The organism is Providencia sp. M-27 (assembly GCF_011077905.1).
GTDB lineage: Bacteria > Pseudomonadota > Gammaproteobacteria > Enterobacterales > Enterobacteriaceae > Providencia > Providencia huaxiensis.
Genome location: NZ_JAALBT010000009.1, coordinates 75,541 through 93,263 on the forward strand (window position 1 = coordinate 75,541; position 17,723 = coordinate 93,263).

At 41.1% G+C, this 17,723-nt stretch carries 16 protein-coding genes; 11 read left to right on the plus strand and 5 right to left on the minus strand.

Annotated features, from left to right (window positions below; translation table 11 throughout):
* The first annotated feature begins 1 nt into the window (after window position 1).
* From G6Q48_RS14010 to trmL, 9 genes are all read left to right on the plus strand, one after another.
* Window positions 2-1,432, plus strand: a complete 1,431-nt coding sequence (locus G6Q48_RS14010) for a phosphomannomutase (RefSeq protein WP_305849244.1) — start codon at window positions 2-4, stop codon at window positions 1,430-1,432.
* A gap of 97 nt (window positions 1,433-1,529) precedes the next feature.
* Window positions 1,530-2,459, plus strand: a complete 930-nt coding sequence (locus G6Q48_RS14015) for an NAD-dependent epimerase/dehydratase family protein (RefSeq protein WP_166267094.1) — start codon at window positions 1,530-1,532, stop codon at window positions 2,457-2,459.
* Window positions 2,456-3,007 (plus strand): sugar transferase, encoded by a 552-nt coding sequence (locus G6Q48_RS14020; protein ID WP_166267096.1) that lies wholly within the window; start codon window positions 2,456-2,458, stop codon window positions 3,005-3,007. Before G6Q48_RS14015 ends, G6Q48_RS14020 begins: the two co-directional genes overlap by 4 nt.
* A 22-nt stretch (window positions 3,008-3,029) precedes the next feature.
* The gene (locus G6Q48_RS14025; protein ID WP_166267100.1) at window positions 3,030-4,934 is read left to right on the plus strand and encodes a nucleoside-diphosphate sugar epimerase/dehydratase; all 1,905 of its coding nucleotides are present in this window, start codon (window positions 3,030-3,032) and stop codon (window positions 4,932-4,934) included.
* 56 nt (window positions 4,935-4,990) lie between these two features.
* A complete protein-coding gene (locus tag G6Q48_RS14030) occupies window positions 4,991-6,145 on the plus strand; it encodes a polysaccharide export protein (RefSeq protein ID WP_166267102.1) in 1,155 nt (384 codons plus the stop codon).
* A 5-nt stretch (window positions 6,146-6,150) separates the two neighbouring features.
* On the plus strand, window positions 6,151-6,579 hold the full coding sequence (locus G6Q48_RS14035) for an arsenate reductase/protein-tyrosine-phosphatase family protein (protein ID WP_166267104.1): 429 nt from the start codon (window positions 6,151-6,153) through the stop codon (window positions 6,577-6,579).
* Between the two features lie 35 nt (window positions 6,580-6,614).
* Entirely contained in the window at window positions 6,615-8,693 is a 2,079-nt protein-coding gene (locus G6Q48_RS14040) for a polysaccharide biosynthesis tyrosine autokinase (RefSeq protein WP_207393041.1), read from the plus strand.
* Between the two features lie 17 nt (window positions 8,694-8,710).
* Window positions 8,711-9,736 (plus strand): UDP-glucose 4-epimerase GalE, encoded by a 1,026-nt coding sequence (gene galE / locus G6Q48_RS14045; protein WP_166267106.1) that lies wholly within the window; start codon window positions 8,711-8,713, stop codon window positions 9,734-9,736.
* Window positions 9,737-9,895: 159 nt separating this feature from the next.
* Window positions 9,896-10,399, plus strand: a complete 504-nt coding sequence (gene trmL, locus G6Q48_RS14050) for a tRNA (uridine(34)/cytosine(34)/5-carboxymethylaminomethyluridine(34)-2'-O)-methyltransferase TrmL (protein ID WP_096863620.1) — start codon at window positions 9,896-9,898, stop codon at window positions 10,397-10,399.
* A gap of 321 nt (window positions 10,400-10,720) precedes the next feature.
* Here trmL and cysE read toward each other — a convergent pair whose 3' ends face one another.
* The 4 genes from cysE to G6Q48_RS14070 form a co-directional block, all read right to left on the minus strand.
* On the minus strand, window positions 10,721-11,542 hold the full coding sequence (cysE, locus tag G6Q48_RS14055; RefSeq protein ID WP_094962928.1) for a serine O-acetyltransferase: 822 nt from the start codon (window positions 11,540-11,542) through the stop codon (window positions 10,721-10,723).
* Between the two features lie 23 nt (window positions 11,543-11,565).
* Window positions 11,566-12,594 (minus strand): NAD(P)H-dependent glycerol-3-phosphate dehydrogenase, encoded by a 1,029-nt coding sequence (gpsA, locus tag G6Q48_RS14060; RefSeq protein WP_166267108.1) that lies wholly within the window; start codon window positions 12,592-12,594, stop codon window positions 11,566-11,568.
* Window positions 12,594-13,070, minus strand: coding sequence for a protein-export chaperone SecB (gene secB, locus G6Q48_RS14065; RefSeq protein ID WP_004906947.1), 477 nt, complete (start codon window positions 13,068-13,070; stop codon window positions 12,594-12,596). The genes gpsA and secB overlap by 1 nt, the downstream gene beginning before the upstream one ends.
* Window positions 13,071-13,374: 304 nt before the next feature.
* Complete coding sequence (locus tag G6Q48_RS14070; protein ID WP_004265159.1) at window positions 13,375-13,812, minus strand: rhodanese-like domain-containing protein; 438 nt, start codon at window positions 13,810-13,812, stop codon at window positions 13,375-13,377.
* Between the two features lie 433 nt (window positions 13,813-14,245).
* Here G6Q48_RS14070 and envC point away from each other — a divergent pair, with 433 nt between their 5' ends.
* Complete coding sequence (envC, locus tag G6Q48_RS14075) at window positions 14,246-15,535, plus strand: murein hydrolase activator EnvC (RefSeq protein WP_166267110.1); 1,290 nt, start codon at window positions 14,246-14,248, stop codon at window positions 15,533-15,535.
* A gap of 78 nt (window positions 15,536-15,613) precedes the next feature.
* The gene (locus G6Q48_RS14080; RefSeq protein ID WP_242685818.1) at window positions 15,614-16,624 is read left to right on the plus strand and encodes a divergent polysaccharide deacetylase family protein; all 1,011 of its coding nucleotides are present in this window, start codon (window positions 15,614-15,616) and stop codon (window positions 16,622-16,624) included.
* 67 nt (window positions 16,625-16,691) lie between these two features.
* Here G6Q48_RS14080 and tdh read toward each other — a convergent pair whose 3' ends face one another.
* Window positions 16,692-17,717, minus strand: a complete 1,026-nt coding sequence (tdh, locus tag G6Q48_RS14085) for an L-threonine 3-dehydrogenase (RefSeq protein ID WP_166267114.1) — start codon at window positions 17,715-17,717, stop codon at window positions 16,692-16,694.
* Window positions 17,718-17,723 lie beyond the last annotated feature (6 nt).

Sequence of the window (17,723 nt, forward strand, 5' to 3'; positions counted from 1 at the left end):
TATGAATACCACTAAAAACATCATCCTTGATTCAGGCATACAGTTTGGTACTAGCGGAGCCCGTGGATTAGTCTCTCAATTTACTGAAGAATCATGTGCTGCATTTACCCATGCATTTATTAATAGCATCAAAAGCAAATTTAGTTTTGACCAAATAGCCATCGCTATAGATAATCGCCCAAGTAGTGAATTTATTGCGATTGCTTGTATAGAGGCAATAAAGCAACAAGGAATAGAACCCCTATATTACGGTGTAATTCCAACACCTGCCCTTGCATATACTGCAATGAAAAATAATATTCCTTGCATCATGGTGACTGGTAGTCATATCCCTTTTGATAGAAATGGACTAAAATTTTACCGCCCTGATGGTGAAATCACTAAAGTTGATGAAGTCGCTATTTTAAATAACAACTCTCAATTTGAAATTTCCGATATAATTCCACAACCTCTATCAATAAATACATTAGCGACTGAAGAGTATCTCTATCGTTATTTATCTATATTTGATGAAAATTTATTAGCTGGTAAACGTATTGGTATTTATGAACATTCTAGTGCAGGGCGTGATATATACCCGATTCTATTTAAAAAACTCGGGGCTGAGGTTATTTCTCTAGAACGAAGTGACATGTTTGTTCCAATTGATACCGAGGCCGTGTCTGAAGAAGACAAAATAAAAGCAAGAAATTGGTCAAATTTGTACAATCTTGATGCTATTTTTTCTACTGATGGGGATGGAGATCGCCCACTTGTTGCTGATGAAAATGGTGAATGGTTACGAGGCGATATATTAGGTTTATTGTGCGCATTAGAGATGAAAATAGAAGTATTAGCAGTTCCAGTTAGCTGCAATACAATCATTTCATCTCATAAAGGTTTTAAGTGTGTAAAACAAACTAAAATTGGCTCTCCTTATGTTATTGAAGCATTTGTAGACTTAGCTAAAAATTATAAAAAAATTGCAGGATTTGAAGCTAACGGCGGTTTTCTTTTAGGGTCTAACATTGAAATAAATGGCAAACAATTATCAGCCCTACCAACTCGAGATGCCATTTTACCCTTCTTAATGTTGTTATCAGCCGCAAAAGAAAAAGGCATAGCTCAATTAGTTGATTCATTGCCGCAACGCATAACCTTTAGTGATAGAATACAAAACTTCGCAACAGAAAAAAGTAAAACTATCATTGAGAAAGCGAAAGAAAATCCAACGTATTTATTGCAACATTTAGGTTTTGGCGATGATACTTTATTAGATCTAAATACAATTGATGGGCTAAGAATAACACTGTCAAGTGGCAATATTATTCATCTAAGACCGTCAGGCAATGCGCCGGAATTAAGGTGCTATGCCGAAGCTAATGATCAGCAAACCGCACAATACATTGTGCAACAATCACTAAAAAACATTCAGACCTTCTCTTCACTTTAATTTACAATGCTGTTTTTAGCTTATAAATCACAATAGTCTAAAATAACATGCGAATAATACAACCTGTATAAGTAAAAAATAGTACGGCTCACTATACATGAAAACTTTAATTAGCGGATCTACCGGATTTATTGGAAAAGCAGTTCTTAAAGAATTAAAAAGTAACTATCGAATAATTACTCGAAATCATATATCTGAATTAAATGACTGTTTTACCATTCAATCCTTTAATCAAAATACAGATTGGAATGGTGCATTTGATGGTATAGATAGTATTATTCATCTTGCTGCTATTGCGCATCGTACGAAGGTAAAAACACCAAATGATAATGAGCAAAAGGAATTATGGAGTGTTAATGTCGAAGGAACGTTGCATTTCGCAAATGAGGCAGCTAAAGCAGGCGTCAAACGCTTTGTATTTATAAGCTCCATTGGTGTGAATGGTAATATCACACATGAAAAGCCATTCTCCCCACAAGACCCTCCAGCACCACATAATGAGTACGCTCGGTCTAAGTTAGTTGCGGAACAGGGCCTCTCAGATATCTGTGCCAAAACAGGTATGGAACTTGTTATCATACGCCCTGTTTTAGTCTATGGTGAAAATGCACCTGGTAATTTTGCTCTTCTTTTAAAGTTGATTCAAAAAATACCTATGTTACCTTTTGGGCTAACGAATAATTCACGAAGTTATATATCTGTAAAGAACTTAGCGCATTTTATTGCAATATGTACTCAACACCCCAATGCTGCAGGTAAAGTCTTTTTAGTTTCAGATGGAAAGAACCTTTCCACAAAAGAACTCACTAGCGTTATAGGTACAAGCCTAGGAAAGAATATCATTCAACTACCTGTTCCTAAGCTCCTCATGAAAACTCTATTAAGTGCCGTTGGCAAGCAAGGTCTTTTTACCCAACTTTATCAAAATTTAGAGGTCGACTCCTCAAATATGTTCAATGAACTCGGCTGGACTCCACCTTATACCATAGAGCAAACAATGAGTTACTTAGGAAACAACAAGAAATGATACGTATAATTGATTTCTTTTCTGCCTTAATTGGGTTAATCGTTTTATCTCCTGTACTACTTATTACCTCTATTATTGGTTATTTTGAAACAGGTTCACCTATTTTTATTCAAACTCGCGTTGGCAAAAATAAAAAACCCTTCAAGTTAGTTAAATTTAGAACAATGAAAGTAGGCACCTCATCTGTCGCCAGCCATTTAGTTGATACTAACTCTATAACTAAATATGGGACGATTTTACGTAAAACTAAAATAGATGAACTTCCACAATTAATTAATGTATTAAAAGGTGAGATGAGTTTAGTCGGCCCTCGGCCTAATTTATTTAACCAAGAAGAATTAATACAACAACGTTCAGCACTAAATATCTATGATGTTCGCCCGGGTATAACTGGATTAGCACAAATTAAAAATATTGATATGTCTACTCCTCAGTTATTAGCGGCTACAGATAAAGAAATGATAGATAACCTGAACCTTAAAAATTATTTTAAATATATCATGATGACAGTCACCGGCAGTGGTTCCGGCGATGCTGCTGCCAAGTGAAAAACAAAAAGAAGTAATCATTATGGATAAACTTAATCGCATCTGGTCTCTACCCCGAGTTTATAAAAGGCTCATTGGCTTGGGTATCGACACGCTACTTATTATTGTTTCATTCTTTCTCGCCCTATGGGTAAGGCTGGGTGAGGTTGTCATTCACCTGTCTTATCATACTTGGCTAACCCTGCTGGGTACGATTATCGTGACCCTGCTGGCTTTTGTAAAATTAGGGTTATACCGCGCAGTCTTACGCTACCTCACTTTCCACGCATTAACTGTTGCCATGGTAGGCGCATTAATTTCTGCATTTTCCATTACGACATTTTCCTATTACTTAGAAGCAAATATTCCGCGCACTATTCCATTTATCTATATGACCTTCCTCATTTTATTATGTGGTGGAGCAAGAATGTTAGTACGCTCAATGATTGTGCAAGCAAGTCGTAAAGGGTGTGAGCCAGTTCTAATTTATGGTGCCGGTAGCACAGGGCGCCAACTCGCTATCGCGTTACGAAATGCCGTGTCTTATCAAGTTAAAGGCTTTATTGATAACGACCCATCACTGCATCACACCGTAATACAGGGCATCACTGTTTATTCATCCGATAAAATTGAAGAATTAGTTAATAAATTAGGCATTGAAAAAATATTATTAGCCATGCCGCGCGCTTCTCGTTCTGAGCGCAAAGCGATTATTAATGGACTATTACATTTGTCTGTCGAAGTTCTAACAGTACCTGATTTTAACGATATTGTTGAAGGTCACGCTACAGTTGATGACTTAAAAGATGTTGCTATTGAAGATCTTTTAGGCCGTGACCCTGTTGCCCCTAATCCAGACTTAATCGGTGCCAATATCACAAATAAAATTGTAATGGTCACGGGAGCTGGGGGTTCTATCGGTTCAGAACTGTGCCGACAGATTATTCGTCAAAAACCATTAACATTAGTATTATTTGAAATCTCAGAATTTAATTTGTACGAGATTGATAAAGAGCTAAACAATATTGCTAATGCTGAAAAACTGAAAGTTAAAATTGTGCCTCTATTAGGAAGCGTCCAAGAGTTTGAACGATTAAAAAATGCATTAGAAACTTTTCATGTTCAGACTGTTTATCATGCTGCAGCCTATAAACACGTCCCCCTTGTTGAATATAATGTTGTTGAGGGGGTTCGTAACAATATATTTGGTACTTATAATGCGGCCAAAGCCGCAATTGAAGCTAAAGTAGAATCTTTCGTTCTAATATCTACCGATAAAGCGGTACGCCCAACGAATGTGATGGGAACATCAAAACGAGTAGCAGAGCTAGCCTTACAAGCACTCTCTAAACAGGAAAGTGAAAAGGAACATGGAACTCGGTTTTGCATGGTCAGATTTGGTAACGTACTAGGTTCATCAGGGTCAGTGATCCCCTTATTTAAGCAACAAATCGCCCGAGGCAAGGCCATTACAGTCACCCATCCAGATATTATCCGCTACTTTATGACTATCCCTGAAGCTGCTCAATTAGTCTTACAGGCGGGGGCGATGGGAAAAGGGGGGGATGTCTTCGTATTGGATATGGGGGAACCCGTTAAGATCGTCGATTTAGCAAAAAATCTGGTTCAACTTTCGGGACTTGAGTTAAAAACTGATAAAAATCCCAACGGTGACATTGAAATCAAATTTACAGGTTTACGACCGGGAGAAAAGCTGTTTGAAGAACTTCTTATCGGTGATAATGTCCATTCAACAGAACACCAACGGATCATGTCTGCCAATGAAGTTTTCATCCCCTTAGATGATTTCATTAAAGTATTAGATAAATTAAACATAGCATGTCAAAATTATGACCTGGAAGCTATACGCCAGATTTTACTTGAAACGCCAACCGAATTTAATCCAACGGATGGCATTGGTGATTTAGTGTGGAATGCCCGACACTAGTCCTCAAACAATAATATTCATTTTAAAAATAAATAACTTTTTAACAGGATACTCTAGTGATTAACAAGCGTCTTCCACTTACTCTATTAGCAGTGAGTATTTTACTCACAGGCTGCACCGTCACCCCCGGCGCCTATGTATCAACCTCAGGCAAAAATGTGGTTGATACGGGTGACCGTGACATTACTAAATTGGTTGATATCTATCCAATCTCACCAAAATTATTGGATGATATGTACACCGCTCCAACCATTGCTAAACCGAATGCACAGTTAGAAAAGCAACTGACTCACTATGAATATCGCGTGGGTGCAGGCGATGTATTAACCATTACAGTTTGGGACCACCCTGAACTGACTATCCCTGCGGGTTCATACCGTAGTGCGCAAGACTCAGGTAACTGGGTTCACTCTGACGGCACCATCTACTACCCGTATATTGGTAAAGTCAAAGTGATCGGTAAAACGGTCACTGAAATCCGTACCCTGATCAGCAATCGTTTAGCCACCTATATCGAATCCCCACAAGTGGATGTCAGTATCGCCGCCTTCCGTTCACAAAAAATGTATGTCTCTGGCGAAGTTGCCAAACCGGGTACGCTGCCTATCACTAACGTCCCACTGACTATCTTAGAAGCCTTTAATAATGCCGGCGGCTTAACCGAAAAAGCCGATTGGGATAATGTGGTGCTTACCCGTAATGGCAAAGAAATCAAAGTCTCATTACAAGATTTAGTTCAGTATGGGGATTTAACCCAAAACTACCTGATGCTACCGGGTGATGTGCTGTATGTACCACGTAATGATAGCCAGAAAGTATTTGTGATGGGTGAAGTCGGCCAACCAACGACCTTAACTATTGACCGCGCAGGTATGAGTATTACTGAAGCCCTAAGCAAAGCGAGCGGCCTTAACCAAACAACCGCTAATGCAACAGGGGTATTTGTTATTCGCCCAATTAAAAACCAACCAGCGGAAGACAAAGAACTTGAAGCCCTGTTACCGAAAAAAATGGCCGCGGTATATCAGCTAGACCTATCAGATGCGACATCGCTTGTAATGGGTACTGAATTTAAACTACAGCCTTATGACTTAGTGTATGTTACCGCAGCACCTGTGGTACGTTGGAACCGTCTAATCACTCAGTTATTACCAACTATCGCTTCATATAATCAATTAACCGAAGGTACCAAGCGTATTCACGACTGGTAATCGATATGTTTAATAATATTCTCGTTGTTTGTATGGGAAATATCTGCCACTCTCCTACGGGGGAGCGTTTATTGCAACGCTATTTTCCCGAAAAAACGGTTCATTCCGCGGGTATTATCGCCAAAAATGACATGCCAGCTTATGACAGTGCTATTCGGATTGCCGAGCAACATAGCCTTTCCCTTGAAAACCATCAATCACGTCGCTTAACTAGCGAATTATGTAATAAAGCAGACTTAATCCTAGTGATGGAAAACGAACATATTGCTAAAATCCACCAACAGTTTCCTGAAACTCGCGGCAAAGTGATGTTATTTGGGCAATGGATCAATAAAACCGAAATCCCTGATCCGCACAAACGCAGTGATGAAATGTTTGAACATGTTTACCAGTTGATGGAAAAAGCCTCGATGACTTGGCAAGGCAAAATTTAATTTTATTTATTGGACGACTTAACATTTAACCTATTATGAACACAACAAAGAATAGCTCCCCTGCCTCAGATGAAATCGATCTGCTCGCTCTGTTTAAAGTTTTGAAATCCAATACCATTAAAATTGGGTTTTTTACTGTGTTTTTTGCCGCTATTGCAATAGCATATAGCCTATTAGCAACACCAATTTACCAAGCCAATGCGACCTTACAGTATGATAAATTAGGCCAAGTCTCATTACTCGACCAAATGAGTGATGTCATGCCATTTGGTAACAGCAATAACCAAGTAGACTCTGAAATTGAAGTCATCAAGTCCCGCATGGTGTTGGGTAAAACCGTTGCAGACCTGAACTTATACACGCAAACAGCCCCTGAAGGCTTTGTCAGTAAATTACTGGGTGAAGTGGCTCCCGTTCATGTTGACCTATTTCAAATACCTGAAAACTTAATTGGCCAACCATTTACCCTGACTTATTTAGGGGATAACAATTATTCCCTAAATGTGGATGGCCAAGTTTTGCAAGGTAAAGTCGGTGAAGTCCTTAAACAAAGTGAAATTAACTTATTGATTTCCAGTTTCACGGCTGAAACTGGTGAAGAATTTGCATTAATCAAAAATGCCCGTTACTCCACCATTGAAGACTTACGCAACACTCTAACCATCGCTGAAGTCGGTAAAGGCACTGGTATTATCAGCTTAGCCATTAAAGGTGCGGATAAAGTTGAGAATGTTAACATCCTCAACAGTGTTATCCAAAACTATGTAGACCAAAATACCGAGCGTAAGAAAGAGGTGACTAACAATACGCTCGTATTCTTAGATGACTATTTACCTACAATTAAAAAGAAATTAGATAACTACGAAAATCAGTTAAATGCCTTTCGTAAAAAGAATGAATCCATTGACCTTTCTTTAGAAGCAAAAGCTGCTTTAGATACTGCTTTGCAGGTCGAAGAAAAGCTTAATGAGCTAACCTTTAAAGAAGTGGAAATTCAGCAATTATATACTCGTAACCACCCCGCTTATCAGTCCCTGTTAGATAAACGCCAGCAACTGTTACGTGAAAAAGAAAAAATCAGTAAAAATATCCAAAAACTACCGAATACCCAACAAGAAATCGTCCGTTTAACCCGCGATGTTGAAGCAGAGCAGGCCATCTACACCCAATTAGTGGCAAAACAGCAGGAACTCAGCGTGTTGAACTCCGGTATTACGGCCGATGTGCGTATTATTGACTCCGCAGAGTCCCAACCAAATGCTGTGGCACCGAAAAAATCGCTGATTGTTGTTCTTGCCACTATCCTTGGCTTTATTATCGGCTGTGCGTATGTAATTGCCCGCGAGTTCTTTAATAATAAAATTAAAAGCACGGAAGATATCGATGCATTGGGTGTCAATGTGTATGCCACTATCCCTTTCTCTAATTATGAGAAAAAACTCATTGAAGCCGGCAATAAGAGCCCATTAGCGATAGAAAACCCAGCGGATACCGCTGTGGAAGCCATCCGCTCACTGCGTACCAGTGTGTACTTCTCGGTGATGAACCAAGGTAACAACCTCGTTATGGTCACCAGTGCGTCTCCTGGTGTGGGAAAAAGTTTTGTTACCTCCAACATGGCGGTGGTACTGGCTAACGCAGGTAAAAAAGTATTATTAATCGATACCGACTTACGTAAAGGCCGTTTACACAAAGCTTTTGGGTTAAACAATAAAGCAGGCTTATCTGAATACTTATCACAGCAAAGTTTAGAATCACCCACTATTCATGCTAACGTGATTGAAAACCTTGATGTGATTTGCCGTGGTAAAAACGTCACTCACTCCTCTGAGTTATTAATGGGTGAGCGCTTTAAGCAGTTATTAGATAAAGTCAAAAACCAATACGATATTGTGGTGATAGATACCGCGCCAATCTTAGCCATTACGGACTCCGCGATTATTGGTAAATATGTCGGTACTTCATTGTTAATTGCTTTCTATGGTGTGAATACTGTGAAAGATGTTGATTTATCGCTAAAACGCTTTAAGCAAAATGATATCGAAATTACGGGTGTGATCCTAAATGGTATCGATGCAAGATCTGACGACTATAACTACCATTACGAATATTAAAACTCAGGAATATTGCGATGCATAATCAACAAGTTCTCGTCACTGGTGGCCTTGGCTACATTGGTAGCCACACCTGTGTGCAGATGATCCAGCAAGGGATGCAACCGGTTATTCTAGATAACTTGCATAATGCCAACCTTGAAGTACTTAACCGTATTGAAGCTATCACTGGTGTTAAACCCATCTTTTATCAAGGTGATGTCCGTGATAGGCAAGTTCTAGCGTCTATTTTTGCTAGTCATCAAATCCAGTCAGTGATCCACTTTGCTGGGTTAAAAGCCGTTGGTGAGTCGGTTGAAAAACCGATTGAATACTATGATGTTAATGTCAATGGCACGTTGGTATTAGTCGAAAGCATGAAAAAAGCAGGTGTTAAAAGCCTGATTTTTAGCTCATCAGCGACCGTATATGGTGACCCTGAAGAGGTACCGTTAACAGAAAATTCCAAAGTCGGTGGGACTACCAACCCATACGGAACCAGTAAGTATATGGTTGAACGTATCCTTTCGGATTTATATATTGCGGAAGATGACTGGTCACTGACCTTACTGCGTTATTTTAACCCTGTTGGTGCACACCCATCGGGAACCATGGGTGAAGACCCGCAAGGTATTCCAAATAACTTGGCGCCGTTTGTTTCCCAAGTCGCTGTAGGACGCCGCCCACAAGTCATGGTATTTGGTAATGATTACCCAACACCGGATGGTACTGGCGTACGTGACTATATTCACGTAATGGATTTAGCGGATGGCCATATTGCCGCCCTGAATGAAGTTAGCCAGCAAGCGGGCTTACATGTCTACAATCTTGGAACAGGAACTGGCACAAGTGTGCTAGAAATTATTACTGCGTTTGAAAAAGCGTCAGGTAAACCAATTAAATATGAGATTGTAGCAAGGCGTCCCGGTGATATCGCGGAATGTTGGTCTAGCCCAGAGAAAGCATTGAAAGATTTAAACTGGAAAGCGCAGTATTCTATCCAAGATATGGTCAATGATAGCTGGCGTTGGCAGTCCATGAACCCTAATGGTTATAACAGCTAACCTCAACGAGTTATTTCACAAACGAGCCTCTATGGCTCGTTTTTTGTTTTCAGGGTGCAAATAAATTTTATGACACATATAAAAGTTCCACATGAAAACAAAGCCATTTGCGCGTAAACTCTTCCCATCATTTATTATCACAAATATCAGCTTAACGTTATGCCACACATTGTTTTATTCGAACCAGAAATACCGCCAAATACTGGCAATATCATTCGCCTCTGTGCCAATACTGGCTTTGATTTACATCTTATTCACCCACTTGGGTTTACATGGGATGATAAACGCTTACGCCGTGCAGGGTTGGACTATAGCGAATTTGCCGATATCAAACACCATCATGATTATTTTGCTTTTTTAAAAAGTGAAGGGCTGAACCCTGATAATAACCAATCTGAAAGTGGGGCTCGCGTGTTTGCCTTAACCACTAAAGGTAAGCCAAGTCACAGCAATGTCAGCTACCAAGAAAATGACTATTTAATGTTTGGTCCTGAAACCCGTGGGTTACCGCCTTATGTGCTGGATAATATGCCAATGGAGCAAAAAATTCGTATTCCTATGTTGGCAGATAGCCGCAGTATGAATTTATCCAACTCTGTGGCAGTTGTGGTGTTTGAGGCATGGAGGCAGTTAGGGTATGCAGGGGCGTTATTGAAAGATTAATGCCATATTCGAGCTGTATAGTATGGACTCCGATTCTTTGAATCCTATTACAGCTCGATTTATGAAAATAAGCTTTTATTTTCTCATTAAATAATGAAGGAGGAGATTAGGTAAAAATTAGTCTTAAAAAGCAAATTAAAAATACGACTACTGAAACTGTAAATAGTGATAGTAAACTGACAGAAACCGCCTACTTATTATATTCTCCAGCCAATGCTGAACACCTAAAAAAATCTATTGCTCAGTTTAAAGCAGGTAACATATTCAAAAGAAAGATCTTTGAAAAATAGGCATAACGAGTTTCAGAAATAATTAACTCTCTCAAATCCCATCCCCATTTTCAAACCCCCAAATAGTGCCATTAAAGTTTTGGTCCATTTCTAAGGACGGTTTGTCACTGGTTGGTTTGCCAACAATACGTGCTGGAACGCCTGCCACTGTGGTATGCGGTGGAACGGGGTGAAGTACAACAGAACCTGCGCCAATTTTTGCACCTCGGCCAATTTCAATATTACCTAAAATTTTTGCCCCTGCACCAATCATCACCCCCTCTCTTACTTTAGGATGGCGATCGCCACAGGTTTTGCCTGTACCGCCTAGTGTGACGGATTGCAAAATTGAGACATCATTTTCGACAATTGCGGTTTCCCCAATCACAATACCGGTTGCGTGGTCAAGCATGATGCCACAACCAATACGGGCAGCTGGGTGGATATCGACACCAAAGGAAACGGAAATTTGATTTTGTAAATAAACCGCTAACGCTTGGCGGCCTTCTTTCCACAACCAATTACCGATGCGATAGGCTTGCAAGGCGTGGAAACCTTTCAAATACAATAGTGGCGTGGAATATTTATCAACGGCAGGGTCACGTAAGCGAACGGCTGCTAAGTCCATTGCCGCAGAAAAAATCATACTTTCGTCATTGCGATAAGCGGCTTCCACAATTTCGCGGACTTCAAGCGCAGGCATGATAGGAGAGCTCAGTTTATTCGCTAGCATATAGCTGAGCGCACTGCCTAAATTGTCATGCTTTAACAATGTCGCGTTAAAAAAACTGGCGAGAAGTGGTTCGCAGTCCGCAAGAGACTTCGCTTCATCTTTAATGAAACCCCAAATTCTATCCAGTTCTTCACGCGACATAATCACTCACCTATCTATTTTTATTAATCATGCAGCTTTGGCATATCGGCAATTTCATCTTTCGTCGCACGCCCCAATAGGGCTTGCGCTGCCTCTAACACATTTTTATGACGATAGAGGATTTGATAAATTTGCTCAGTAATTGGCATTTCAACACCAGCCCGCTCAGCCAGTGCGCGGACTTCCTTAGTATTACGATAGCCTTCAACCACTTGGCCAATCTCTTTTTCTGCGTCTTCAACGCTAACGCCATCGCCTAGCATCATGCCAAAACGGCGGTTACGGGATTGGTTATCGGTACACGTTAACACAAGGTCACCTAAACCCGCCATCCCCATAAAAGTTGCAGGGTCTGCTCCTAAAGCTGCACCTAAACGGCTCATTTCTGCTAAACCACGGGTAATCAATGCAGTACGCGCATTTGCACCAAACCCCATACCATCGGAGATCCCTGCGCCAATTGCGATGACATTTTTTACTGCTCCGCCCAGCTGCACCCCTACCATATCGGGGTTTTTATAGACACGGAAACTTTTGCCACAATGGAATAATTTTTGTAAATCATCACCAAATTGGCTATCGCTTGCCGCTACAGAAATTGCTGTCGGTAAACCCGCAGCTAACTCTTTTGCAAACGTTGGGCCAGACAACACAGCCAGAGGAATTTCATTACCTAATACCTCACGTGCCACTTCTTGCAACAAACGACCTGTATCCCGTTCTAAACCTTTAGTCGCCCAAATAATGCGGGAGTCTGCGCGTAAGTAAGGTTGGATTTGTTTTAGTACATCACCAAAAACATGGCTAGGTACGACAATCAAGATATTGGGGCTCGCTTCAACGGCACGTTTTAAGTCCGTTTCAAGAAATAAACTATCAGGGAAAGAAACGCCAGGCAAAAACGCCTGATTGCTGCGATCTTGTTCTAATTGATGAATGTGTTTTGGGTCATGGCCCCATAACACAACCTGATGTGCATTACGTGCAAGCGTAATGGCTAAAGCGGTGCCGTACGAGCCGGCACCGATCACTGTCATTGAAGCAGTATTCATTAAGCGTCCTGTTGAGCTTCTGAGTTCTGCGCTTGTTCACCTTGTTGCTGCTGTAAATAGTTCATGAACAGTGCATCAAAGTTAACTGGCGCTAAGTTCAATTGTGGGAATGTACCACGGCCCACTAAGCTTGTGATCGCTTCACGTGCATATGGGAACAGGATGTTCGGGCAGTATGCACCTAAGCAATGTGCCATTTGAGTACCTTCAATGCCTTCGATAGAGAAAACACCCGCCTGCTGCACTTCACACAAGAAAGCCGTTTCTTCACCTAAAGTTGCTGTCGTGGTGACGCGTAAAACAACTTCATAAACACCTTCAGATAGCTGAGTTGAAGAAGTATCTAAATCCAATTTGATTTCTGGCTGCCACTCGTGTTGAAAGATGTGTGGTGCATTAGGTGCTTCAAATGAAACGTCTTTTGCATAAATGCGTTGAATTTGAAAGACCATTTCTGAGTTGTTTTGTTCTGACATAGTTTATGTACCTTTAACTTCCATATGAATTTTCCCTGTTATTCTTTGAGCTACAGGGGTGTTCGCTGCGTTGCGCTACCCAAGTCACATACTGATGTATGCTCCTTGGATATCTTCACTTGCTGCCTACCTGTAGCCCAAATAATTTAAGGGAAACCCTGTTATTCTGAGCTACTGGAATGTTCGCTGCATTGCGCTACCCAAATGGGTTTTCGCTGTATTGTGTTACAGAAAAATTTTCTGCATTGTGCTCCCCAAATTACTTGCTACATATATAACTTGGGAGCAACTAGATACCAGATAATTACTTCTTACCACGAGCTAAAGGGAGGTTTTCACCTGCCCAGCCAGAGATCCCTTCTTTTAGGACAAAGACTTTTTCAAAACCGTGTTGTGCCAGCTGTTCAGCTGGTTTACCTGATTCCATACCACTTGCAGAAACGATAATCACTGGTTTCTGTTTGTGTTTTTCTAATTCACCTAAATTATTCTCTTTAATTTCAGACGGTGTTAAGTTAATAGAATCAATAATGTGCCCTTTACGGAAATCGTCACGAGAACGTAAATCGACAACAACCGCCTCTTCTTTATTAATCAGTGTAATCGCTTGTGAACGAGCAATCACTTTCGTTTTAGAGAAAAGGCCTTTAAAGGTCATAACAACCACAGCCACTAATAGCGCTATCCAAACCAGACTCAATAACATGTTCCGGCTTACAAATTGCATGATTTCTTGGATCATGGGGGGCAATCACTCCCGTTAGTTAAAATCAAATATCAAAGGGTTCTGAGTATACCTTTGTGTTGAGCTAATTACAGCCAATTCCCGCAAACTCGCTTGTTTTTTTTGCGCTAAGGCACGCAAAATTAACACTGTTCACTGAAAAACCACGTTTCTGTTTCGAGGCGGCACGCAAATATTTTAACATAAACGTGCTAAACAGGTCTAAGCTGTGCTTCAAATAGGCAATGAATAAGAAAAAAGTATTGAAAACTGGCTATACAAAATAAATCAGTGATAATAAAACTGTGTTATTTGACTTAGTATAGTTCTGATTCAGGGCAAAAATCCGAATTTATAAATGTTTTCAATACTATTTGTTAGACAGTGCTGGAAACCATCACTTGCAGATGAAATAATCAGATATTGCATTTAATTGAGGTGATTTATCACGATGGCCAATACACATCATCGAATGAAAATTTCATTTATTCGTCAGGCTATTAGCGCTCTCTTTGGGTTAGGGCTGCTTGTTCTCGCCCCAACACAAACTGTGTTTGCCAACCAGATCACTGAAAATAAAGGCCAGTTACATGATTTACTCAAAAGTATTGCTGAAAAAGAGAAAAGCGTAAAAGAGCAACAAGCCAAGCGCTCAGCACTACTTGAGCAACTCAAACAACAAGAACAAAGTATTTCTGCGGCGGGTCGTAGTCTGCATGAAACGCAAAACCAATTAAAACAATTAGACAAAGAAATTGTTTCCTTAAATAGCAATATCAAGCAGCTACAAACCAAAAAACAACAACAGGAAAAATTATTAGCTGACCAACTAGACGCAGCTTTCCGGTTAGGTAAACACCAAGGACTCACCCTGATGTTCAAAGGTGAAGAAGGCCAACGAGAAGAGCGTATTTTGGCCTATTACAGCTATTTAAATCAGGCGCGTGAAAAAAACATTATCGCTTTAGAAGAAACCACTAAAGAGCTGCAAGAACAAAAACAACTCGAACAAAAAAAACAAGCCGAACAAAAAACGACGCTGGCTCGCCAACAACAAGAAAAGCGTAAGTTGGATAACGCACGCACTTCGCGGCAAAAAACCTTGAATGTCCTTGAAAGTACATTAAAAGAAGACCAAAAAAATCTTGCTGTCCTAAAACAGAACGAAGCAAGATTACGCGATAAAATTGCCAAAGCCGAACGTGAGGCCAAAGCCAGAGCAGAACGAGAAGCTAAAGAAGCGGCCCGCATTCGTGTCCAAGTGGCAGAAAAAGAACGGCAAGCCAAACAGAAAGGTTCAACCTATAAGCCGTCAGAGAGTGAACGCTCACTGATGTCTCGTACTGGTGGTTTAGGGCGCCCTGCAGGGCAAGCTATTTGGCCTGTTCGCGGCTCATTGCTCCATAACTATGGCGATGTCATTTCCAGTGAATTACGTTGGAAAGGCATGGTTATCGCCGCTAACGAAGGAACCCAAGTCAAAGCTATCGCTGATGGGCGCGTACTACTGGCCGACTGGTTACAAGGCTATGGGCTAGTTGTCGTCGTTGAACACGGTAAAGGGGATATGAGTCTCTATGGCTATAACCAGAGCGCCTTAGTGAATGTCGGCCAAGAGGTTAGAGCAGGGCAACCAATCGCCTTAGTGGGGAGCAGTGGCGGCCAAGAACGCCCAGCACTCTATTTTGAAATCCGCAGACAAGGTAAAACCGTAAACCCACGTCCATGGTTAGGGCGATAAATTTTAAATTCAATTAATTAGGATAACGTTATGCTGAAGCACTTACCCGTTCGACTACTCATTGTTTTCTCATTATTAATGATGTGTCTACCGGTGAGTGCGGCAAAGCTAGCGATTGTGATTGATGATTTTGGTTATCGCGTTAAAGAAGATAACCAAATTTTAGCCTTATCCCCCGCGGTGACTATTGCAATTTTACCGAGCTCTCCTCATGGCCGTGAAGTCGCAGAAAAAGCCCATCAGCAAGGCCGTGATATTCTCATCCATATGCCAATGAAACCATTGAGCAAACAGCCATTAGAGAAAGACACATTAGCACCCTCAATGAATGCAGAGGAAATTGACCGCATTATTAAAAATGCGATAAGCCGAGTTCCTTATGCAAAAGGGATGAATAACCACATGGGAAGTGAGATGACATCTAACTTAGCAGGAATGCGTAATGTGATGCAGAGCCTGTCAAAGTCAAACTTATTTTTCCTTGATAGTGTGACTATTGGCAATACCCAAGCAGGTAATGCCGCCAAAGAATACGGTGTTCCCACGTTACGTCGCCATATTTTTATTGATAACCACCAATCGGAAGAAGAAACGCGTACTCAATTGAATAAAGCCGTTGCCTATGCACGTAAGCACGGCAGTGCAGTTGCAATCGGTCACCCACATCCATCTACCGTTCGTGCGTTACAAAAATACCTTGCCCAACTTCCTGCTGATGTTGAATTAGTGGGTGTTAGTGCCCTGCTGAGCTCTCAACCTACAACGAAACAGCCAACATCATTAAGAATGTTATCTGAAGAAGCGAAGAAGACCTCAGCGCAGCCTAAAACCGAGCAAGCAATACAAGATGAGATCAAAACCCCTCTAACCGAAGATGCAGCAGTTGAGCAACCGGAAACAGCCAGCCAACCAGAAAATATGATTATTCCGCAAGAGCTCGGTATCTGTGAGTTTACATTACCCTCTTCGAAGCTACAGGGAATTGATTTTATTATGTTTGTTGTCGAGGGGATTTATAACGATAAGGCTTTACAACCTTTGTTGGTGCAGGGCGATAAAGCCCAAAAGCGCCCGCTTTTCAAACAATAGCAGTAGCTCATTTTCGATTCCCCTTCTTGGTTCAAAAAAGCCAAAAAGGGGAATTGAGATAATCAATTTAATCCCAGTTTAAAATCACTTTACCAGATTGGCCTGAACGCATGATATCAAAGCCTTTTTGGAACTCATCAATCGAGAATTGATGGGTAATTATCGGTGATAAATCCAAACCAGATTGAATGAGTGTCACCATTTTATACCATGTTTCGAACATTTCTCGGCCGTAGATCCCCTTAATAAATAGCCCTTTGAAGATCACTTGGCTCCAATCTGTTGCCATCGAGGATGGGGGAATACCTAATAGGGCAATTCTGCCACCGTGGTTCATGGTGTCTAACATGGTTTGGAAAGCTGCCGGGGCACCAGAAACTTCTAATGCTACGTCAAAACCCTCTTTCATTCCCAGTTCGTTTATCACATCTTTTAAATTTTCACGACTGACATTCACTGCACGAGAAACACCCATTTTTTTCGCCAATTCAAGCCGATAGTCATTCACATCAGTGATAACAACATGGCGTGCACCTACATGTCGGCACACCGCGGCTGCCATGATACCAATAGGGCCAGCCCCTGAAACCAGCACATCTTCCCCCACTAAATCAAAGGAAAGTGCCGTATGAACTGCGTTACCAAATGGGTCAAAAATAGCCGCGATTTCATCAGGGATATTGTCGGGAATTTTAAAAGCATTGAATGCGGGGATCACTAGGTATTCTGCAAAACACCCTTCTCGGTTAACGCCCACCCCAATCGTATTGCGGCAAAGATGGGTACGGCCACCACGGCAGTTTCTGCAGTGGCCGCAAGTAATATGCCCTTCCCCTGACACTCGGTCACCAATTTTAAAGCCTTTGACTTCCTGTCCAATCGCAACAATTTCCCCTATATATTCATGACCGACAACCATTGGGACAGGAATGGTTTTCTGCGACCATTCATCCCAGTTATAGATATGTACATCCGTACCGCAAATCGCAGTTTTACGAATTTTGATCATCACATCATTGTGCCCGAGTTCCGGTTTCGGAACTTCTGTCATCCATATACCTGGTTCAGCTTTCAGTTTGGACAGTGCTTTCATAAAAGA